Below are 20836 nucleotides of genomic sequence, written 5' to 3'. Positions count from 1 at the left end.
CTTGACCTCCATCATCATGAATCGTGGCCGTCCGGTGGCCAAAGGCGAAATCGCCGAGCTTTCCAACGAACTGATCAAACAGCACTTGACTGTTTAAGTTATCCACACCCGGTTCAAAGTTTTGGGTCGGGCTGGAAGGGCAACGCCTCTGCCGTCGTGATGACTTGATCAAACAGGGGATGCTCAGGATTGAGCATGTAGTTGAATTCTCTTGGCACGACCACGCTGGGAATGGCCAAGGCCAGACTGTGGCCGGAGTCTAGCCATCCGTCGCCCAACTCGGCAGTTTCTGCTGGCGCAGGTGCTTCCCGCCAGTTGTCCGGTAGGTCAGCTTCCCCAACACCTAGAATGCTATCGGCCGGCAATGTCAGGCGCAGCAGCGCATAGGCATTGAGCAACTGATAGCTTTCCAGATGCACCATGATTTCAAGCAGCGCCAGCGACTCGGCGCTTGCCACATACACACAGGCCTTACCGGGGCTGTTCCAGCGCCCGCCATAAAGGCGTGCACCTTCGCCATCGAAAGCGTTGTCCTGATACTTGCGCTTGATCAAGCGGTAAGCGTTGACCTCATTCACGTAGCAACCCCGTGCTCCAGTCGCCCAATCAGGTTCAACACCGTTTGATACTCGGCAGAGGTTGCGCTCATTTCGATGGGCCTGCGCCCGCCCAGACCCGTATTGGGCTTGAGCAGCCAGGTGCGGGCACCCTCGACGTCGCCTTCAAACAGGTCTAGCGCCGCCTTGAAGAGTTCGGCAAAGCGATATAGCCGGTCGCTTTCCGCCATCTTAAAGCGCCCCGACTTAGCACGGCGGCTCAGCGTGGCCGGGGGAATATCGACGTAGCCTGCCAGCGCCTTCTGTTCGATACCTGACGCCTTAGCCAGTCTGGGGTAGACCCTATACTCAATGCCTTGATGCAAAAGCTCATGCAGCTTGCGGCCTCTGGCAGGCAGGCCGATCTGGTGCCAGAAACCTGATGCCAAGGCTTTGGGTGGCTGGTATTGAGTGAAGTGCATATCCATGGTGCTTCTCATTTGATATTTCAATGAACTATCAAATGGTATACATCCCGCCTGCCCAGACGTCAAGTGAGATGGGCGATAAGGAAGGCATCGCCTCTAATCTCTACTAGCGCAACGAACTTGGCGCTTCTGGTGTTTCGCGGGCGCGGCGGCGTTTCATGGACTGAGTAATCACGCCGTAGCGTGGGCCTGCTAAAAAGGCGAGGATTAGAAAAACGCCGGTCATTATCGCCATCATGCCGCCAATGGAGACGTTGAAATACACGGCGAGGTAGTAGCCAGAAATACTTGAAGCGATCGAAATTAGCGCACCGATGATAAACATCATCCACAGTCGATCGGTCAGCAAATAGGCGGCGGAAGCGGGCACAATGGCAAAGGCGATAAACAGTACTGCTCCCACAGCATCAAAGGCCGCTACGGCGGTGGAGCTTGTTAGCATTAGCAGCACATAAAAAAGAATCGATGGCATAAAGCCGAACGTTTTGGCCAGCGCTGGATCGAAGGTGGCCAGTTTCAGCTCCTTATAAAAGAGCCCGATAAACGCGTAGTTGAGCAGTGTCATCACGCTCATCGATACCAGCGCCTTGGGGATGGGCAGACCGAAGATGTCGAGAGTATCCAACCAGACAAAGCCGATTTCACCGAGCAGCACAGTATGCGTGTCGATATGCACATCGTTGGCGTAGACATTGAGTAACAGCACGCCGATGGAGAACAGCGCGGGGAAAACCAGACCGATAGCGGCATCCTGCTTTACCCGCTTGGTGTTGGCCAGGGCCTCGGTAAGTAACACGGTTAATAGCCCGGTTAATGCGGCGCCTATTAGCTGCACCGGCCCACTCTGCTGTTTGGTCAGCAGCCAGACAATCACTATGCCAAACACAATGGAGTGGCTAATCGCATCAGTGAGCATGCTATTGCCGCGCAGGACTAAAAAGGTACCCACCGCCGAGGAGGCAATGCCAACCATGGCACCTACCAGAATAATGGGCAGCGCCGTGTTGGTTAGTAATTCAGTAATCATGTCACGACCTCTTCAAAGGTGGCGACCACCTGTTTGGCTGCCTTTTCTCCCAGCGATGTTAGCGCCCATCCTGCGCCGCCATCAGAGGAGCGTATAAGGTAGCCTTGGCGCTTAAGTTTACTCAGCACCATGCGCGCGCCAAATGTTGCGCGATAGTGTCGGGAGGCGTCGGGGTGCTTGTAAAGCGCGTAGAGCAATTGCTGCTTCTGCAGCGCTTCTTTTTGGCGGTAATGCTTGATGAAGCCCCACAGCAGGCCTCGGCCGGGAGCAAGCGCCAGAGAGATGATGACAATAGCCGTTGCGGTGAGAATCACCAGTGGGCCGGTCGCCAGACCACGGGATAAGGTACTGATGGTAGCCCCCGAGACCCCGCTGACAATACCGATGCCAGCGGCAATAACCAGCATCCCCCCCAGATGACGGCTCCACTGCCGGGCCGCAGCGGCTGGCGCCACGATCATGGCGGCCATTAATATCACGCCAACCATTTGCAAGCCGACTACCACGGCGAGCGCCACCATAGCGGTAAGCGCGGCTTCGATGGCGTTGACGGGCATGCCGAGCGAGCGGGCGTACTGCCCATCAAAAGTGACCAGCTTGGCTTGTTTCCAGAAGATGGCGAGCAGCGTGAGAGTGACAAGGGTGATGCTGCCCATTACCCATAGATCCGAGCGTAGCGTAGCGGCGGCCTGGCCGAACAAAAAGGCTTCTAGCCCCCCTTGGGAGGCGTTATTGGTACCCTGGATATAGGTCAGCAACACGATGCCAATAGCAAAGAAAATGCTTAGGCAAATGCCGAGAGCGGCATCGGTTTTCAAGCGGCTTTTGCGGGTCAGCAGCAGCATCGTCAGCGCGGCTAACGAGCCGGTGGCCAGTGAGCCAATGATAACGCTGCCCATATCCCGACTGCCGGTGATGATGAAGCTTAAACACACGCCGGGCAGCGCCGCATGCGAAATGGCGTCACCGAGCAGACTCTGGCGGCGTAACACCGCAAAACAGCCCAGAGGGCCGCTGATCAGCCCCAGTAGCGAGGCACCAATCACCACGTTTTGAAAGGTGTAGTCAGACAGAAGGTCGAGCCACTGCATGGGTTATTTCACCTTCGAAGCAGTGAACATCAAGGCGTCGCTATCGTTCAGCAGGGCAATCTGGCCACCGTACGCCTGACGAAGATAATCAATATTAAACACGTCTTCAGCCTTGCCGCTGGCAATCACGCGGACGTTAAGCAGCAACAGCCAGTCGAAGTAATTACGTACGGTTTGCAGGTCATGGTGGACAACAATCAGCGTTTTACCCGCATCGCGCAGGCGGCGCAGAATGTCGATAATGGCGCGCTCGGTGGTGGCATCAACCCCGGCCATGGGCTCGTCGAGAAAGTACACATCGGCTTGCTGCACCAGCGCACGGGCTAAAAATACGCGCTGCTGCTGGCCGCCGGAAAGCTGACTGATCTGGCGGTCGGCATAGGCGCTCATTCCCACCATCTCCAAGGCTTCCAGCGACTCCTTACGCTCTTTACGCCCTGGGCGCCGGAGCCAGCCCAGGCGACCGTAAAGACCCATGGTGACCACATCCAGCGCGGTGGTAGGGAAGTCCCAGTCGACGCTGGAGCGCTGCGGCACATAGCCAACGCGCCTGCGCTGTGAGGCGTAGGGGCGCCCATGCACCATGACCTCGCCGGAAAGCGATGGTACAAGCTCCAGCAGGCTCTTGATTAGCGTGCTCTTACCCGCCCCGTTAGGTCCGACAATGCCTGCCATCACGCCGGTAGGAATCTCCAGGTTAATATCCCAGAGAACGGGCTGATTATGATAGCTGACGGTCAGGTTCTGAATGCTGAGCGCCGTGTCGGTCGTTGCGGGTGTCGCCATTGTTGCAGTGCCTTATCGAATGATTAGTGAGCGAGCTTCCACTCGGTAGCCCAATCGTTCATTTCATCGGGAAGCGGTGCCAGGGTACCGCCAAGCGCTTCGACAATATGCTGGGTGTTGCGGTAGATCATCCCCATATAAGTGCCATCGACCGTATCCGGGTCACCCATGGCATCGGAGTAGAGTTCACCGCCAATTTCGACAACCTGGCCCCGTTGTTGGGCGGCATCAATAACTGCCTGAACCGTGCGCGGGTTAATGGTGCTCTCGATGAAAAGGGCCGGAACCGCGCGATCCACCACAATATCTGTCATGTTGCGAATATCAGCAATCCCCGTTTCCGTTTCTGTGCTAATGCCTTGTATGCCTTCCACGTCGATATCGTAGGCGCGGCCAAAGTAACCAAAGGCATCGTGAGCGGTGACCAGAATGCGTTGCTCATCGGGAATGCTGGCAATACTGTCTGTCACCCATTCGTGCAGGGCAAGCAGTTGCGCCTGATAACGCTCGGTATTGGCATCAAACGTCGCGGCGCAGTCGGGGCGCGCTTCACTCAGCGCGGCATTGAGCGTGGGCAGTGTTTGCGCCCATAAAGAAACGTCCATCCACAGGTGAGGATCGATGCCGTACACATCCTGTGAGGTAATCAATGACGCGGGGTCAATCGAAGCAGGGGCTACGGCAAGCGTAGGTGTGCGTTCGGAGAACCTTTCCAGTACGTCGCCTAGCTGGCCTTCCAGCGAATAGCCTGAGTAGAAAATCTGTTCTGCGTTTCGCAGTGTTGCCACATCGCTAGCGCTTGCCTGATACAAATGGGGGTCTACGCCTGGGCCCATCATGGCTTCCACATTAACGCATTCACCGCCTACTTCCTGCGCCACATCGGCAATCATCCCAATCGTTGCCACCACGTTTAAGGGCGTCTCATCGGCAGTTGCCAACGCACTTAAAGGCAGCGCTCCCAATAGAATCACGGCATATTTTGTTGCCATTATTTAGCTCCAGACTCGTCATGAGGTAGATGGGGTTAAATTGCTTTGTGTAAACTGATTGTCTTAAGGAAAGAAGTATAGCCTTGGCTAAGTTTGTGGCGCGATTAATCCAATGTCAAGCAGATAAAAGGCGTTGAGGCGAGCTGAAAGGCGAGCCCGAGTGATGGTGGGAATAAACATGAGGCGCATGGGAAAATGGCGCATTGATGTAAAGGCACCATTTTCCCAGCTTCTCATTAATTACCGCATAGGGTTGATGATGGGGAATGTGTTGTTGAGCAATATTTAGGCGGTTTGACTAGCTAAACGCCGTTCCTGTAAGCGGTGAACGACAAACCAGTCAACGATAAGCATAAAGATCAATGAGGCGCCGACGAGTGGAAAAATAATTCCACCGATCACCAGAATGACAATCAGGCCGCGAAACACCCGTTTATCGGCCGGTAGCGGGGGCACTCCCATCGCGCCTGAGGGGCGTCGCTTCCACCACATCACCGCCGCTGACACTGCCAGCAGAGTGATGGCTAGGCAGACGGCCAGGAAAAAGAGCTGATTGAATAATCCAAACTGCTGGCCCATATGCACGTTAATACCAAATTCCAACCAGCGGCCTAAGGGCCCATAGTCGGCATAGCTCATGTCGATCAAGCGCTCGCCAGTGTACTGATCAAGGTGCACCACGCGCTGTTGGCTAAGGTCATTGGGGTAGACCGAGCCGGTGTACACACCGGTTTCTGTGGTCGGCAGGCTTACCGCATAGCCGTGATGCAATCCCAATTCATCGAAGATGGCGACAGCGCCGTCAAGGCCGATGCTCTCTACCTGACTTGGCCCCTGCGAGGATTCTGGGACCTGCGCCTGTTCGAGTGACCAAGTTGTCGGGCTTTGCGCGTTTAAACGCGCCTCCGACATGGGCACTTCAACGCGCACACCGGTGGGGTAGCCAAAATTGTTACCGTTGGCCCACTGGTTAACCTGCCCGCCCCATACGCCCGACCAGGGCATGCCCGTGATCGCCAGAAAGACGATAAAGGCGCCGACAAATAGCCCGGTAACCGCATGCAAGTCGCGCCAGAATACCCGACTTTTCGGCTTGCCACGTACGCTAACCACGCCGCCTGCGCCTTTACGCCGTGGCCACCACAGATAGATGCCGGTGAGCACCAGCAGAATTGACCAGCCGCCAGCTATTTCAATCAGTTTGCGTGCCGTTGGGCCAAAGTATTTCAAGCTGTGTAAATAGCGAACGGTCCACATGACTGTGCCACGGTCATCCAGTGCTCCCAGCACATTGCCAGTATAGGGATTCACGTAAACCGCTAACCGCTCGCCCTCTGCGGTGTTAATCGTGATCTCTGCGGAGCTTTTCGGCGTCGCGGGATCGGTGAATTTTACGGCGCTACCGGGATGAGCCGTCAGCGCCGCACTTACCAGCGCAGAGGGAGGCAGTGCGGCCTCTTGAGCGGCCACGCGCTTAACATCAGCGTGTATCAGTGCGTCCAGTTCGTCTTTGAATAGATACAGCCCGCCAGTGATCGCCAGGGTAATCATAAACGGCAGTACCAAAAGGCCGGCGTAAAAATGCCAGCGCCAAACGGCGCGATAAAGATCGAAGGTTTTGCGTTTACCTTCTTGTGAGGGGGACGCGGTCGTCATGTAGTGTCTCCAGACCACCAGGCAACGAGCCTGCTGGTTTAATGAGTCAGGGGAAACAGGTGCTCTACTGAGCACCTGAGTGAATCAGAAGCTGAAGTCGGCCCGTGCCCACACCATTCGACTAGGCTCGTTAATGCCGCGATCCAAATCAGCGGGGTAGCCAAAAGCGAGGATTCCAAATCCTGGCCAACGGCATTGCCTTTTTCGAGCGCAGTGCGGTTTTGATGTGGCGTTAGACACGTCGAAGAAAGGGCGGGGCTCGCGTTAGCGCGTGAGGGTAGTTATCACAGGACCGCATAGCCTGTGTCGGTTGCGTCAGCAGTTGACCATGCGTGATAAACGCTTGCTGGCTGATCGCGGGAAGAGCGGTTGGTGTCGTTGGAAACTGTTGCCAGACGGCGCAGTAGCCACATTGGTGAAACCAGTTGAATACCGGCTCTACCGCTTCAGCATGGCCTGAAGAGTGGTGATGTTGACTTGCTTGCGGGGCCGCGTGCTGATGATGGTTTCCGTTCTGGTGATTAGATGGATGACTAGAGGAATGGTCAGTGCCGTGGTTAGCGTGATGTTGCCCACCCGCTTGATACTGGGAAATCAGCGGCCCGCCCAGTAGGAGATGCATCGCCACAAACGCCATACAAAGCGCTATGCGATACCAAAGAGTCCCTACTGAACGTGATAATTGCATTTACTCGCTACGCTTGGTGGGCCGTGTTCTGTTTTTTTATATAGATTGCTTGGCAATTTTAGTTGAAATTTCCTTATGAGAGCGTGAGATTTGTGCGGCCAATTGACACGTGGGAGCTATTGGCTTCAGCTAAAACGAGTGCTAAATCAGTTAGTAGCTCCGACATTGCGTATTAGTAATGCAAGATCGATACACTGCGAACCAGCGCTGTCACCTGCTTACCTACAGCGAGTTTCATTTCATCTGAGGACTTGCGAGTTAAGCGTGATCTAAGGTGAATAGAACCAAGGCTCAAAAGCAGCTCCACCGAGTGTGGGCTGGTGGGCAACGTTTCCATTTTTTCAATGGTAGCCGCGAGCTGATTACGGTAGCTGGTGTCCTTTGTCGGTGAGAGTGCCAAGGCAATATCCCGCGCAAAGATACGTACGCGCAAACGGCTGCCGATAGGCGCTGATATACCCGGTATTATTAATTGGTGACACTTATCAAGCGCAAGATGGGTTAGCTGATATACATCGTCATGTTCGACAACTCGACCTTCGATAATCGAGGCAGCATCGAACCCTCCCAGCTCCTCGGTTAAATCAAAGCGCTGCAAAAGGTCATGCAATGGATCGCTAGCGATAACGCGCCCCTCTTTCATCAGTACGAGATGATCAGCAATCGCAGAGATCTCTTCGGGATCGTGGCTGACGTAAATCACTGGGATTTGAACCTGGCGAGTCAGTCGAGCAATGAAGCGCAACAGCTCTTGCTTACGTGGCCCATCCAATCCGGAGAGTGGCTCATCCATTAGCAGTAGCTGAGGATCGCTCAGTAGTGCTCTGCCTATGGCGACCCGGCGTGCTTCGCCGCCCGAAAGGGTGCCCGGTATCCGCGCTAGTAAATGTCCGATGCCAAGCAGTTCGACAATCTCATCGAAGCGGTGAGCTGCTCGTTCAGGCATGCCGTAGGTAAGGTTGCCTCGCACTCGGTAATGAGGAAAAAGACGCGCCTCCTGGAACACAACGCCAATGCGCCGTTGATGGGCGGGTACATTCTGGCGCTGTTGGGTGTCTAGTAGCACCTGATCGCCGAGTTGCAGTTTGCCTACGTCGGGTGTGTCCAGGCCTGCAATAATGCGCAGTAGGCTGGTTTTGCCGCTTCCTGATATGCCAAAAATACCGGTCACACCGCTAGCGGGCAGCGTGAGCGATGCTTGCAGCCGGAAGTTGCCAAGACGCTGTTCAACAGAGAGCGATAGCGATGAATGGGAAGAGGCGTCGGGAGACGTTGGGTTAGTAGGCATCACGTTCCTGTAAACGCTGTTGGGTGCGGCGCGCTAGCCATTCAGAGGCAATTAACGAGAGCAGGGCAATAATGATGGCGAGAAAACATAGCCGTGCCGCAGCGGCTTCCTGACCGGGCGTTTGAATTAGCGTATAGAGTGCTAGGGGCAAGGTGCGCGTTTCACCAGGGATATTAGAGGCGAAAGTGATAGTGGCACCGAACTCTGAAAGCGCGCGAGCAAAAGCCAGCACGGTACCGGTTAACAGGCCGGGGATCGCCAGCGGCAATGTGATGGTGGTGAATACCCGCCAGCGACTAGCGCCTAGCGTGCTGGCAGCCGCTTCGAGTTTGGGGTCAACGGCCTCAATGGATAAGCGCAGAGCCCTCACCAGTAGTGGAAACGCCATTACGCCGCTAGCAACGGCTGCCCCTTGCCAAGTAAATGGCAATGATACGCCTAAGCTGCTGTAAAGCCATTGGCCAAATACCCCTTGCCTGCCCAAGCCAATTAACAGTAAATACCCCACAACCACGGGCGGCAGAACCAGAGGTAAGTGTATTAAACCATTGACGAATGCTTTCCCGCGAAAATGATAGCGGGCTAGCCACCAAGCGACGGCAATGCCTGGAGGCAATATCCATGCAACCGCCGCTAAGCCGATCAGTAAACTTAGGCGAATAGCCTCCCACTCCGCTGGAGAAAGCGTCACGGTGCACTGATGCTTGTGTCAAAACCGTGCTCGGCAAAGATAGCGAGGGCTTCTTCACTGGCTAGCCACTCCCGTAGCGCCACGGCAGCAGCGTTTTGCTCGGCATCAATCAGGGCGATGGGGTACGTAATGGGGTCGTGGCTGGCGGCTGGGAATAACCCAAGTACCCTGACGGCCTTGCTGGCAAAAGCATCCGTTTGATACACCACACCGATGGGTGTTTCTTCACGCTCTACCAGCGCTAATGCAGCGCGCACATCATTGCCACGGGCTAGGCGCGGCGCTAGAGCTTCCCATTCGCCCAGTGTCTCCAGTGCTTGCTGGGTATAGATACCGGCCGGTACATGGTCTGGGTCTCCCACGGACAGCCGGTCGCGCTCGCCTAATAGCGTTTCAATAGCGATGCCTTCCCCTGGGGTGAACTGCATTGGCACGCTATCGCTGGCACTAACAAGCGCCAATCGATTTTGCAGTAAATCCCTACGTTGCTGCACATTGATATGCTGATCTTCAAGCCAATCCATCCACGTCACATTTGCGGAAAGAAATAGCTGCGCGGGACTGCCGCTGGCGATTTGTCGAGCAAGGGTAGACGACGAAGCATAAATCGCGGTCACATCAACGTCATTATGTGTTTCATAAACCGCAATGGCATCGTTTAGGGCATCGGTCAGCGACGCAGCGGCCGCAACGTGCACATTGTCGCTTGCGAGCGCTGATGCCGTCGGAAGGCTAAATAGAATAACGCTGGCAAGCAGGCGATTGTTCACACCGAAGTTAAGCATCGTTTTATTCCGCTATGTCTATGTGGATATAGCGGAGATTAGCGAATACTCAGCGCGTGTTCAATGACAAATAACGCGTGGCTTGATGGCGATCAATCATTGTCGCGCTCGGCATCATCAGAAGGTGACAGAAGCGCTAGTAGCGCTTTGGCATCGTCAGGCGTTGCCATCACAAACTGCTTTTCCAGTGCTCGGTAGTGGGTAAGTACTTGTTTACCCATCTCGGTTAGGTGTGCTCCCCCTCGTGCATTTCCACCGGAACTTGTTACTACCAGCGGCGATAAAAAGTAGCCGTTCATAGTTTCGAGCAGTTGCCAGGCTTTTTTATAACTCATGTTCAGCGCACGGCCCGCCGCGGAAATTGAGCCGGTTTGATCAATCATTTCCAAAAGATCAGCTTTGCCAGGGCCAATCACCACGTCGTGGTTTAACGCTAAGCGCAGCTGGAAGGTAGGGGAAGGGTGATGGGTGCGTGTCATTGTTGAACTCTGCTGATGACTATGTGCGTATCAGTTTAGCAACGATATAGCCCCCAACGCTTACCATTTAGTGGTTAGCAAAGAAGAGTGCGCAGCTTAGCTTAACGAGGCTTGGGCCTTCTTCTAGCAGCGTTGAAGGTTGCTCCGATTTGGTGCGCTTATCCATTTTTGTGTTCTCTTTTGGTGCTTAACCCCGTTTTTTGCTAACAAACTCAAGGCTTAAGTTATTGTGTTGGCATAGAAACATGGTTTTTCACCATTTTGGCGCATTCCTTGCATTTCAAGTTGAAATATTGACCAACAGGAAGCGATAGCGCCCATGACTCTGTGTGAACTTGCGACACCTGCTGCTGGCTCAGGCCATCGCTTTGATGGCGAGCGCCACTGGGCGGCATCGCTGGCGCTGCGTTTTGCTAACCGTGAGGGCATTACCCGGTTGGTGCAGGCTCGTCACCAAGGGCCGCTACGAGTACAGCGCCCGTTTTACCCAGAAGGGGGCACGGAAGCTTGCCATGTGTACGTGCTGCATCCACCCGGTGGTTTAGTCAGTGGCGATGCCTTGACGATTCGCGCCCACATCGAGCGTGATGCCCACGCGCTGCTCACCACGCCTGCGGCTAACAAGCTTTATAAAGCTGACAGTCAGGGCGTCGCCTGGAACCAAGATACCGAACTGAACGTGGAAGATGGCGGCATCCTTGAGTGGCTTCCTCAAGAAACGATCGCCTTTGATGGCTCCAAAGGCACTCAGCGAACCCATATTGCGTTGCATGGCAGTGCCCGTTGCCTGGGTTGGGAAATCATGGCGCTGGGCCGCCCCGCCAGTGAACTTCCCTATGTAACAGGCCGAATTGAGCAGCACTTTCGTTTAACCCTAGATGGCAAGCCGCTGTGGCTTGAACGCCAACCGTTGGATCCTGCACATCCGCGTTTTAACGGGCGCTGGGGGCAGGGGGGCGCCACGGTGCAAGCCACGCTGTGGGCGGTTGGTTTAGAAGATGCCGGTGCGGCGATTGATGAACTACGCGAAGCGCTGCCGGACAACCCGCGTTGGGCGGTCACCGTTCGCCAGGGCGTACTGTTATTACGTTACCTCGGAAACTCACGTAATGAAGCCTGGGCGCTGTGTGAGCAGGCTTGGCATTTACTGCGCCCGCGCTGGATCGCTCGTGCCGCCCACACGCCGCGCATCTGGTTAACCTAGATATTATGCAGCAGGTGCTAAATAAGTTATTACCACTAATGCAAATGAAAACCTTTTGCATTAAAATGGTGGTTTGTGACTTGCACCGAGATGCACCATGCCGCTCAACGTCTTATCCTCTTCCTATTGGCTGCTGATCTTACGCATCCTGGCCGCGACGCTTGGCGGCTATATCGTCGCTGCACTGTTCTCGGTGGCAGCGCTTGGCTTACCGCTAGATACCATGATGTCTCTGCGTATCGGTATGATGGGAAGCTTCATTATTTGGGCGGGTGTGGCGACTTGGTCGTTTATCACGCCAAGTTTGATACGTCTTTGGGGGGTTATCGGTTTAGCCATTTGCGGCCTTCTAGTGGTGGCTAACTATGGCATCCGCTAAGCGCAGCGTGAGGCGTAACATGGCTCAGTTGCACACATGGTGCGGCTTGTTGGCTGCTTGGCTGCTGTTTGCCGTTTTTCTGACGGGCACCCTGAGTTACTTCAAAGAGAGCATCTCGTTGTGGATGCAGCCCGAACTTCCGAGTGTCGCTGCGAACGCTGAGTGGGACAACCGACGTCTGGCGGATTACTGGCAGCACTATCTTACTGAACATGCCTTATCAGCGAGAAGCTGGCAGATCACCTTTCCTAATGAACGCGAGACGGTCTCGACAGCCGTCTGGTTTGGGCAGGATGGGAGAGAGCAGTCGGTACTTGACCCAACCACTCTGACGTTGGTTACCCCGCGAGAAACGCGTGGGGGGGATTTTTTCTACCGATTCCATTTTCAATTGCATCACCTCCCCGCCGTCTATGGCCGCTGGCTCATTGGTATCGCCACCATGATGATGTTCGTGGCAATCATCAGCGGCGTGATCACCCATAAAAAAATCCTGCGCGACTTTTTTGCTTTTCGGCCCCAGAAGGGCGCCCGTAGCTGGCTAGATGCCCACAATGCTTTTTCTGTGTTAACGCTGCCTTTTCAGTTAATGATTACCTATACCGGCTTGATAACGCTCATGTCGCTCTATATGCCTTGGGGAGTAGAGCGCGCGTTTCCCGATGCTGACGCGCGTCGCCAAGCGACCAGTGAGCTGCATGCCTTTCCCCTCTCCGGCCCGGCTACGGGGCAGCCTGCAGCGTTATATGCCCTTAGCGAACTGGTCGATGATGCTGAAGCGCATTGGCAGAAGCCGGTGCAGTCCCTGAGGGTCAGCCACCCTGGGGATGCAGGCGCGCGTGCCGTGGTTTGGCAGAGTGCCCACGAGGCGTTGTCTGCACACCGCCCGCAACGTATCTATGAGGCCAGTTCCGGCGCCTTGTTAGCAGAGACTCAGTCGCAACGTATTGATGAACAAGCACACGGCATTATGGTGGGGCTACATGCAGGTCGTTTTGCTAACTGGGGCATGCGCTGGATCTATTTTGCCTTGGGCGCTGCTGGGTGTGGCATGGTGGCAACTGGGCTACTGCTGTGGACGTCAAAGCGTAAGCATAAGAAGGGCGGCGTAGTGGGGATGTGGTGTGTCGAGCGGCTTAATATAGCCACGTTGGCTGGCATGCCGATTGCCGTATTGGCCTTTTTCGCCAGCAATCGACTTTTACCGGTGGCGCTTAGTGGGCGCGCCCAATGGGAAATCCATTGCTTCTTTGCCGCCTGGCTGCTCGCGTTGCTACACGCTGCTTTAAGACGCTCGGCCTCGCAGGCGTGGCGGGAGCAGTTAGCTCTGATCGTTATCTTGTTACTGTGCCTACCAATGCTGAATCTCTTGGCCCCTTCCTATCGTGTTCTAGGTGAGCTTGCCGCAGGTAATTGGCAGCGTGTTAGCGTTGACCTGATGTATTTGGTCGGCGCGCTGATCATCGTCTGGCAGATGAAACGAGCCGCTAAAAAAGCGAGCACCCGTGTGCAGCCCATTCAGGTGGCGTCATGATGCTCAGCACGATTCTGGCACTCTGTACGCTGGGCTTTGCATTAATTGCGCTATCGGATAGTCGCCATCGACGCCGTTGTGGTCTTAAGCCTGCTCAACAAAAACCTTGGTTCTGGGCGGGCAGTGCGATACTCGGTTGGCCGCTTTGGTTGGCAATGGAAACCTGGAGCACAGGGCTGGCAATAACGCTATGGCTGGGCTGTCTAAGCATCTCGGCGGGAGTGGTATTTCTTGGTCTGGCGATGTTTGAGCGCTTTCGCCAGCAGCGGTAATTATCCCCGCCGCTGGCGATTTAATAAATAAACCAAATAGATGCCGCCCAGCCCGGCTGTTAAAACCCCGACGGGTAACGCCCCAGAAGGCAATAAGTACTGAGCCGCTAAGTCTGCCGCTAATAGCAGCAGCGCTCCGACCACACCTGCCGCTAAGGGGAGCGGCCCAGGTTTTCGCCACAGGCGTAACGCCAACTGGGGGGCGGCAAGGGACACAAACGCAATCGGCCCTACCGTCGCGACCGCGCCACCTGCTAGAAAAGCCCCCATTAAGGCACTTAATAAGCGTGAGGCTGCCAGATTAACGCCGAGGCTTTTGGCGACGGGGTCGCCAAGCGCCATCAGACGCAGCCGGGGGGCTATCAGCACAATACCGGGCAGTAACAGCAAACACAGGCCAAGCATTGGCCAAAGATCGTGCCACTGGCGTCCTGCTACGCTACCGCTAAGCCAAATCATCGCGTCTCGCGCTTGCTCTTGGCCCAGCCAGGTCAAATTTAGCTGCACGCCTGCTAGGGCTAAGGCATTGATAGCGATGCCAGCAATAATCATTGAAGAGGGGTGGCGAAAGCCGTGCCCAGAGCCGCTATAGACCGCTAGCGTGCCGATGATCGCACCCAGTGCGGCCCCCATCGTGGTAGAGACAATGCCCGTCAGCCAACTGCTTGCCAGCAGTGCTCCGAGGCTAGCGCTGGCGGTAAGGCCGATAATGTCGGGACTGCCTAATGGGTTACGGGTGATGCCTTGAAACAGGGCACCCGATACGCCTAGCGCAAACCCAGCACACAGCGCGACGAATGCCCGTGGTAAGCGCAGCGTAAACGCCTGCCACTGTTCAAACGGTGTCGCATTGCCTTGGATAAGGTGCCCAAGCGCTTCCTTGCTAAGCCCTTGGCTTCCCAGCATGAGAGAACCCAGTAATAGCCCTAAAGCGATAATGCTGGCCAACATGTAGGGGGCTAAAGCTCGGGATGGCAAACGACGGGAGGCTGGCAGTAACGTATTAAAGCGTTTCATCATGACTCACACACCGCGCTGGTTTATGCGCACAGCAACTAACAGAAATGGCGCGCCTAGCAGCGCTGTCAGAATCCCTGTCATGATTTCAGAAGGGTTTAGCAAAAGGCGTGCGAGCAGGTCTGCAAGTATCATCATCAGGGGGCCCATCACCAGCGCGATGGCAAGTTGCCAATAAACGTAATGGCCGGCAATTTTTTTGGCCAATAACGGCACGGCTAAGCCCACGAAGGCGATAGGGCCTACCGTGGCGGTTGAAATCGCCGCTAGCAACGCGCTACCGCTAAGCACCGCCAGCCTCAAACAACCCGCATTCAGCCCCAGCGCTTTGGTCACGCCGTCACCCATTTGCAGGACGTGCAAAAAGCGCGGGAGGATAAACGACAGGCCTAGTCCGACCGCTATCCAGCCCAATAGCCGCTGGGCTTCATCTAGCGTATGCCCATTGATGGACCCAACGATCCAGAAGCGATAGTTGGCAAATAAGGCGGGGTGAGTAAGGGTGATGGCTTGTACGTAGGCAAATAGAACGGCGTTAAGCGCTGCCCCTAACAGCAGCAGATGTGATGGGTCATGCTGGCGATAAGCGCTCTGAACGCCGACTAAAACAGCCACGCAAAGCGCGCCAGGTAGCGCTAACCAAAAAGCGCCTGCAGGCAACGAACCAAGCACCAAACCAGCGGTGACGAGAGAGGCGGCTGCGCCTGCATTGATGCCCAGAAGCCCAGGCTCGGCAAGCGGGTTGCGAGTTAAATTTTGTAGCAGTGTACCGGCGACAGCAAGTGCCGCGCCGGTGGCGATGGCGAGCAGTGTGCGTGATAGGCGTGCTTCCACTAAGTCGTTGGCGTAGCTAGTGTCTAGCGCTTGAAGTGCCCGCCATACTTGATAAGGGGAGAGGTGTTCTGCTCCCACCGAGAGGTTGATCCAGCCAAACAGCAGTACCGCCCCCATTAGCCCGACCAGCCAGCGTGTTCGTTGCCGTAAAGAGGGAAATAGGCCGTTCTCCATACCCGCTCCAGCATTCATCGCTGTTCTGCTGCCTCGGCAAGGCGTGGCAAGAGCCGCTCGATCATCCATTGAGTCGCTAGTGGCGAACCGGCAGAACTAGCCACGATTAATGGCTGATCGGTTAGCGCCAGATAACGGCCATCTGAAATGGCTGGCAATGAGGCAAACAGCGGTAGCTCAGCGACTCTATCGCGCTGCTCTGCGCTGTGATACCAAGAGACCACTAAATCGACATCTTCGAGCATGGGCAGATGTTCAAACCCTAGGTAGTGCGCAAAGTGATTACCGCTTGGAGAAAGGCCTTCAACCGTTGGTGACAAGTGAAGTCCAAGGCCTGTCAGTGTGCCAACACGAGGGTCGTCTGCTAAGTACACAGAGACATTTCCGGAGGCTGGGTCGGGCCGCACATAGGCAAAAGTGGTGTCTGCAAGGCTTGGATAAGACTCGCCTGCAGTCCTCAGCGATGTGTCGAGATGACGTATTAAGGCAGCGCCTTGTTCCGGCACGCCAAGCGCTTGTGCAATACGTTCAATCTGCTCATCAACAGAGGTGAGGTAAGGACGCTCTGGGTAAGCGACAATGGGCACCAGTGGCGACAGCAGGTCATAAATAGCGTCTGGAACACCACTGGAAGGCGCCAGAATGACATCCGGCTCCAGCGCGAGCAGTGCTTCAACATCCAGTTCTGGGTATTGGGTAATCGTTGTGGGGAGCGGCGCTGCTTGTGCTTCTAGAGCGTCTCGTACCCATGGCCAATAGCCGTCTTCATCGCCGCCCCACTCCGCACGGCTGACCCCGACCGGCACCACGCCAAGTGAAATGGCAATATCATCAGCACCAACGCCAAGGGTGACGACGCGCTGCGGTGGCTCGTCAATGGTGGCTGTTCTCAGTGGGCTTGGGATGACAACGGGAAACCGATCGGCATCAGCCACTGCCCCCGTCATGGGGGCAGCCGCAATTAACAGGGTGATTAATGAGCGTAACAGCATCAGCTTCTCACCAATCCCAGTTGATTGACATAACGGCACTACGCGGTTCGCCAAGCCAATACTGGCTGTAGAAACCAATTTGCTCGTAGTAGTCCTTGTCAAACACGTTGTTGATGTTCAGCTGCGCGCTTAATTGATCGTTGAAACGGTAGCGTGCCATCAGATCAGCAACGGCGTAAGCATCTTGCCCAACCTTAACCTGGCCATTGGGGCTAGATGTGTTCCGCCAAATATCGCTTTGCCAACGAGCCCCGCCGCCCAGTGTTAAGCCACTCCATGCACCCGGTAGTTGGTAAGTGGTAAACAGTTTGATCTGTTGGCGCGGATGGGTCGTGTTGGTACGCTCGCCGTCGGAGTTTTCTGCATTGGCTAGTGTGTAGCTGGCGCTCACATTCCAGCCAGAGGCCACTTCGCCAATCAATTCGAGTTCAACGCCATTGACCTGATTACCATCAACACTGCGGTGGGCGGACGTACCCGGCTGGCCGATCACATCAACACCCGGAATGGCTTCTGCCACACCGTTTTGCTCTGTTCTAAACAGTGCAATACTGCTATCCAAGTGGCCGTTCAGAAGGGTTGCCTTAGCCCCCAGTTCATAGCTGCGACCCTGAATAGGATCAAGTAGAGAGCCATCCTCACGGCGGGCATTTTGAGACTGGAAAATCTCGGTATAACTCGCGTAAACAGAGGCGTAGTCATTAATATCGTAAATAATGCCTGCATAAGGCGTTATTTCGTTGCTATATCGGTACTGCCGCTCAGATCCATAATAAGTCTGATCCAATTCCCAGTCGCTCAGGCGTGCACCAAGAATGAGATTAAGCGGATCACTCAACGAAAAGCGCGACACCATAAAGCCGCCGCTTTGCGTTATCTGCATATTATCTGAGCTGTTGAATTGCCCCCACTGAGGCTTGGCCACCACACTGTCTCGCCAATTAAGGTAACTACCCGCGGAAGGCGGCGTGCCAACCGGGGTGGCCAGTTTTATCTCAAAGTCATCTTCGTTATGCATCCAGCCAAAGCCCAGCTCGTGTTGGCGGCCAAATAAGCTGAAATCACCTTCGGCCGTCACGTTAACGGTTTGTTGAGTGCGGTTGCCGCGGTAATTTAAGAAGGAGCTGGACATACCAAGGCCTGTCTCCCTGTCTGGGAAACCGCCGCGATAAAGGTACTCTAGGCCATAGTTACCATCGTTATGGCTGACCGCGGCGCGTAACGTCCAGCCGTTATCCAGTTGGTGGCTAAGATCAGCGAACACGCGAGTGGTCTCGTTGTAAAACGTTGACCAGTCGGTGTTGTTAGATGCGCTGCGGTCAAAGTCCGTGCGGCTGCCGTCAGCATAAAAAGCCGGGACACTGGCCCCCGCGCCGAGCGTCTCGTTGTGCTGATATTCAACCCCTACGGTTAATTGAGTAGCGGGGGTAAGCTCGCTACTGATAACACCGTAAAGCGTCTCATGGTCATCTTCGAGATGAGAGATAAAACTATCGTTCTGGTCTTTGGCGACGACAAAGCGGGCCCCTGTCGTGCCATCGCTGCTTAATGGGACAGACACATCAGCCGTGACGCGGCGCCGGTCCCAACGGCCGAGGCCTGCGGAAACAGAGGCAGCCGCTTCGGACAACGGGCGTTTGCGAATAAAGTTAACGCTTGCCGAAGGTTCGCCAGCGCCGGTCAATAAACCGGTTGCCCCGCGCACTACTTCAACACGATCATAAATCGCCGCATCCCAGTCGGTATCGCCAAAATTCCAGAAACCGCTGAGCGGAATGCTGAGTCCGTCAAACTGTACGCTACGGATTGAGAAACCCCGTGCGGCATAGCTAATCCGGTTACTGTCAGCTCGGCTTGGCGAAACACCGGGTACTTGGGCCAAAACATCACCGCCTGTCTGTACCGCACGGTCGTCTATCTGCTGGCGAGTAATAACACTTGTTGATTGGGGCGTCTCGCGTGGTGTTAATGACAGCCCGACCGCACTGCGGCTAGCGGGCACTGTGTAGCGTTGAGTGCCTTCACTGCTGGTGCTGAGGCGCTCACCGGTCACTAGCAAATTGTCCAATGTTTCGTCAGGAGCTTCAGCAAAGGCAAGCAAAGGGTAGGCAAGAATAAGTGCAGTGCATGTTGATCGATATAACAATGGCATGGAGCGGTTTTCCAAAGTGGATGTTGCTAGTAGTTAATATTTCATAATGAGAATTATTCCACTTGTGATGGGCGGGCGGTTATGCCCGCCGCGCAATTGATTATGCGCAAACGTCAGCCGTATCGTTTTAGGAGCGTTTAAGGGAACTTTCCGTCAAAGCACCCGGCGAGATACCGTAGTTTTTCTTGAAGGCAGTAATAAAGTTGCTGGCATGACGGTAGCCACTTAAATGTGCCGCTTGTTGAACGCTGTGGCCGCTAAGCAGCAGCTCGCGGGCTAGCGCAAGCCGGCGTTTTCGCAAATAGTCGATAGGCGCTAGGCCGTAAGCCAGCTTGAAATGCCGCATTAGCGTACTTGGGCTCATGGCCGCGCGATCCGCTAAGCGTTGCAGCGTGTGGTCAAACGACGGCTCTTCATCCAGCCAGCGGCGTATTAGCGCCAAGCGCTGTCGGTACAGTGCGCCACTGTCAGCCGTATATGGCGAACGGCCGTCCAGCCCCTGGGCGATGATTTGCAGTGCTAACCCTTGAAAGCGCATGCGCTGTGACTCAGCGCTACTGGAAGTACCGCATGCTTCATCGATGGTGAGCTGTAACCCAGGGCTGAGTTGCCAGACATGGAGGGATGACGATGAGATGTGAGCACCATACCAAGCCTGCATCGCTGGTGCGTCGAGCGACAGGCATAGCGTGCGAAGCCGTTGATTAGCAGGATGAAAAGCGCTGAGCGTTAAACCTGTATCCAGCCTTAGCCAGCAAGCTTCCCCGGCCGTTATCCAGCGCTTTTGGCCATCAATATCGAAATGTGCGCAGCCCTCTAACATCACCACAATCAGCAGATCGGTATTGCCCTTAGAGAACGATTGATAGGGGCGCAGTACGTCCAAATCGGAAATAAAAAGCTCCACACCAGCGGCTAGGCTAACTTCTTCTACACGCCCTTGGGCGATCGATGTTTTCGGCGTGCAGGCAGCGTTGGAAGTGATGGGAAAGCAGTAATCGATACTGTATCGGCGTCCGTAGCCTAAAAAATGATCAACGGTATAGCGGGTGCTAATGGTCACGTGGTGTGTCTCAACCTGGTGTAGAAACAAAGGTTCAACAAACAGCCTTATTTAAAAGACGCGCACAAATAGTAATGTGTTTTATTATTATTTGATAGTTAATGCTAAATGAAGCGTTTTAATTGCACTTCTTTGGTGCGAAAGAAGGGGCTGGCTAATTGGCATGGTGCAATTTTGGTGCGAATAAGAGAAAGTCGATATTTTTCAAACCATTGAATAATAATAACTATTTTTTCTATTCACCATTTTGGTACGGCGGTTGCGCTGCATTGCTTCAAATAGGCGTGCTCGGTTTCGATAGTCTGGGAGTGTTGTTCCGAATCCTGCACCGTCGTTTCTGTTGAGCGCAGCCACTGATTGAGCCAATGGAGCCGCTATGGAACTGACCCCGCGAGACAAAGATAAGCTGCTGCTGTTTTCTGCCGCCCAGCTTGCCGAGCGCCGCAAAGCACGTGGCCTAAAGCTTAACTACCCCGAAGCCGTCGCGCTGATCAGCTTTGAAATTATCGAAGGTGCCCGTGACGGCAGAAGTGTCGCCGACTTAATGAGCTACGGCCGTGAAATCCTTAGCCGTGATGACGTGATGGATGGCGTAGCGGAAATGGTGGATGAGGTGCAGGTAGAAGCCACCTTTCCGGACGGCACCAAGCTCGTGACCGTTCACACGCCAATCAACTAGTCGTCAGCAACCAGGAGGCTGCCATGATT

Annotated in this window: 22 protein-coding genes and 1 pseudogene; 6 read left to right on the top strand and 17 right to left on the bottom strand. The window is 54.9% G+C overall.

The annotated features are described in order from the left end of the window. Window positions 1-10: 10 nt before the first annotated feature. Window positions 11-97 (top strand): annotated as a pseudogene (locus NF683_RS21340) (ABC transporter ATP-binding protein); the annotation flags it as partial. Between the two features lie 16 nt (window positions 98-113). Here NF683_RS21340 and NF683_RS05895 read toward each other — a convergent pair. The 12 genes from NF683_RS05895 to NF683_RS05840 form a co-directional block, all read right to left on the bottom strand. Then, window positions 114-578, bottom strand: a complete 465-nt coding sequence (locus NF683_RS05895; protein ID WP_253921541.1) for an RES family NAD+ phosphorylase — start codon at window positions 576-578, stop codon at window positions 114-116. Next, window positions 575-1024: a type II RES/Xre toxin-antitoxin system antitoxin gene (gene parS / locus NF683_RS05890; protein ID WP_089040343.1), complete on the bottom strand. Its 450-nt coding sequence runs from the start codon at window positions 1022-1024 to the stop codon at window positions 575-577. Before parS ends, NF683_RS05895 begins: the two co-directional genes overlap by 4 nt. Window positions 1025-1130: 106 nt before the next feature. Further along, window positions 1131-2051 (bottom strand): metal ABC transporter permease, encoded by a 921-nt coding sequence (locus tag NF683_RS05885; RefSeq protein ID WP_253921540.1) that lies wholly within the window; start codon window positions 2049-2051, stop codon window positions 1131-1133. Next, entirely contained in the window at window positions 2048-3142 is a 1095-nt protein-coding gene (locus tag NF683_RS05880) for a metal ABC transporter permease (RefSeq protein ID WP_253921539.1), read from the bottom strand. The genes NF683_RS05885 and NF683_RS05880 overlap by 4 nt, the downstream gene beginning before the upstream one ends. A gap of 3 nt (window positions 3143-3145) precedes the next feature. Further along, the gene (locus NF683_RS05875; RefSeq protein WP_089040346.1) at window positions 3146-3928 is read right to left on the bottom strand and encodes a metal ABC transporter ATP-binding protein; all 783 of its coding nucleotides are present in this window, start codon (window positions 3926-3928) and stop codon (window positions 3146-3148) included. Window positions 3929-3951: 23 nt separating this feature from the next. Next, window positions 3952-4920 carry a metal ABC transporter solute-binding protein, Zn/Mn family gene (locus tag NF683_RS05870; RefSeq protein ID WP_089040347.1) on the bottom strand — a complete coding sequence of 323 codons (969 nt, stop codon included), beginning with the start codon at window positions 4918-4920 and terminating at the stop codon, window positions 3952-3954. A 285-nt stretch (window positions 4921-5205) separates the two neighbouring features. Beyond that, window positions 5206-6576: a PepSY-associated TM helix domain-containing protein gene (locus NF683_RS05865; RefSeq protein ID WP_253921538.1), complete on the bottom strand. Its 1371-nt coding sequence runs from the start codon at window positions 6574-6576 to the stop codon at window positions 5206-5208. Between the two features lie 232 nt (window positions 6577-6808). Beyond that, window positions 6809-7198 carry a hypothetical protein gene (locus NF683_RS05860; RefSeq protein ID WP_253921537.1) on the bottom strand — a complete coding sequence of 130 codons (390 nt, stop codon included), beginning with the start codon at window positions 7196-7198 and terminating at the stop codon, window positions 6809-6811. Window positions 7199-7436: 238 nt separating this feature from the next. Further along, window positions 7437-8552, bottom strand: coding sequence for a molybdenum ABC transporter ATP-binding protein (modC, locus tag NF683_RS05855; RefSeq protein ID WP_253921536.1), 1116 nt, complete (start codon window positions 8550-8552; stop codon window positions 7437-7439). Further along, a complete protein-coding gene (gene modB / locus NF683_RS05850; RefSeq protein WP_089040351.1) occupies window positions 8542-9243 on the bottom strand; it encodes a molybdate ABC transporter permease subunit in 702 nt (233 codons plus the stop codon). Before modB ends, modC begins: the two co-directional genes overlap by 11 nt. Next, window positions 9240-10028, bottom strand: a complete 789-nt coding sequence (modA, locus tag NF683_RS05845) for a molybdate ABC transporter substrate-binding protein (RefSeq protein ID WP_249017199.1) — start codon at window positions 10026-10028, stop codon at window positions 9240-9242. The genes modB and modA overlap by 4 nt, the downstream gene beginning before the upstream one ends. 92 nt (window positions 10029-10120) lie before the next feature. Then, window positions 10121-10507: a winged helix-turn-helix domain-containing protein gene (locus NF683_RS05840; RefSeq protein WP_125752717.1), complete on the bottom strand. Its 387-nt coding sequence runs from the start codon at window positions 10505-10507 to the stop codon at window positions 10121-10123. Between the two features lie 319 nt (window positions 10508-10826). Here NF683_RS05840 and NF683_RS05835 point away from each other — a divergent pair, with 319 nt between their 5' ends. The 4 genes from NF683_RS05835 (at window position 10827) to NF683_RS05820 (ending at window position 13896) form a co-directional block, all read left to right on the top strand. Further along, the gene (locus NF683_RS05835) at window positions 10827-11711 is read left to right on the top strand and encodes an urease accessory protein UreD (RefSeq protein WP_253921535.1); all 885 of its coding nucleotides are present in this window, start codon (window positions 10827-10829) and stop codon (window positions 11709-11711) included. Window positions 11712-11808: 97 nt separating this feature from the next. Beyond that, the gene (locus NF683_RS05830) at window positions 11809-12090 is read left to right on the top strand and encodes a hypothetical protein (RefSeq protein WP_038479316.1); all 282 of its coding nucleotides are present in this window, start codon (window positions 11809-11811) and stop codon (window positions 12088-12090) included. A 19-nt stretch (window positions 12091-12109) separates the two neighbouring features. Beyond that, the gene (locus tag NF683_RS05825; protein ID WP_253921534.1) at window positions 12110-13624 is read left to right on the top strand and encodes a PepSY-associated TM helix domain-containing protein; all 1515 of its coding nucleotides are present in this window, start codon (window positions 12110-12112) and stop codon (window positions 13622-13624) included. Next, entirely contained in the window at window positions 13621-13896 is a 276-nt protein-coding gene (locus NF683_RS05820) for a DUF3325 domain-containing protein (protein ID WP_253921533.1), read from the top strand. Before NF683_RS05825 ends, NF683_RS05820 begins: the two co-directional genes overlap by 4 nt. Here NF683_RS05820 and NF683_RS05815 read toward each other — a convergent pair whose 3' ends face one another. From NF683_RS05815 to NF683_RS05795, 5 genes are all read right to left on the bottom strand, one after another. After that, a complete protein-coding gene (locus NF683_RS05815; protein WP_253921532.1) occupies window positions 13897-14916 on the bottom strand; it encodes a FecCD family ABC transporter permease in 1020 nt (339 codons plus the stop codon). It abuts the gene before it with no gap. A 3-nt stretch (window positions 14917-14919) separates the two neighbouring features. Further along, a complete protein-coding gene (locus tag NF683_RS05810; protein ID WP_253921531.1) occupies window positions 14920-15921 on the bottom strand; it encodes a FecCD family ABC transporter permease in 1002 nt (333 codons plus the stop codon). Window positions 15922-15935: 14 nt separating this feature from the next. Then, window positions 15936-16913: an iron-siderophore ABC transporter substrate-binding protein gene (locus NF683_RS05805; protein WP_253921530.1), complete on the bottom strand. Its 978-nt coding sequence runs from the start codon at window positions 16911-16913 to the stop codon at window positions 15936-15938. A gap of 7 nt (window positions 16914-16920) precedes the next feature. Further along, window positions 16921-19065: a TonB-dependent alcaligin siderophore receptor FauA gene (gene fauA, locus NF683_RS05800; protein WP_253921529.1), complete on the bottom strand. Its 2145-nt coding sequence runs from the start codon at window positions 19063-19065 to the stop codon at window positions 16921-16923. A gap of 127 nt (window positions 19066-19192) precedes the next feature. Continuing rightward, on the bottom strand, window positions 19193-20128 hold the full coding sequence (locus NF683_RS05795) for a helix-turn-helix transcriptional regulator (protein WP_253921528.1): 936 nt from the start codon (window positions 20126-20128) through the stop codon (window positions 19193-19195). A 376-nt stretch (window positions 20129-20504) separates the two neighbouring features. Here NF683_RS05795 and NF683_RS05790 point away from each other — a divergent pair, with 376 nt between their 5' ends. Then, window positions 20505-20807: an urease subunit gamma gene (locus tag NF683_RS05790; RefSeq protein WP_009723133.1), complete on the top strand. Its 303-nt coding sequence runs from the start codon at window positions 20505-20507 to the stop codon at window positions 20805-20807. The last annotated feature ends 29 nt before the right edge of the window (window positions 20808-20836 follow it).

This window comes from Halomonas sp. MS1 (assembly GCF_024182575.1).
Classification (GTDB): domain Bacteria; phylum Pseudomonadota; class Gammaproteobacteria; order Pseudomonadales; family Halomonadaceae; genus Vreelandella.
This window is presented reverse-complemented; position numbering and strand designations above follow the sequence as displayed.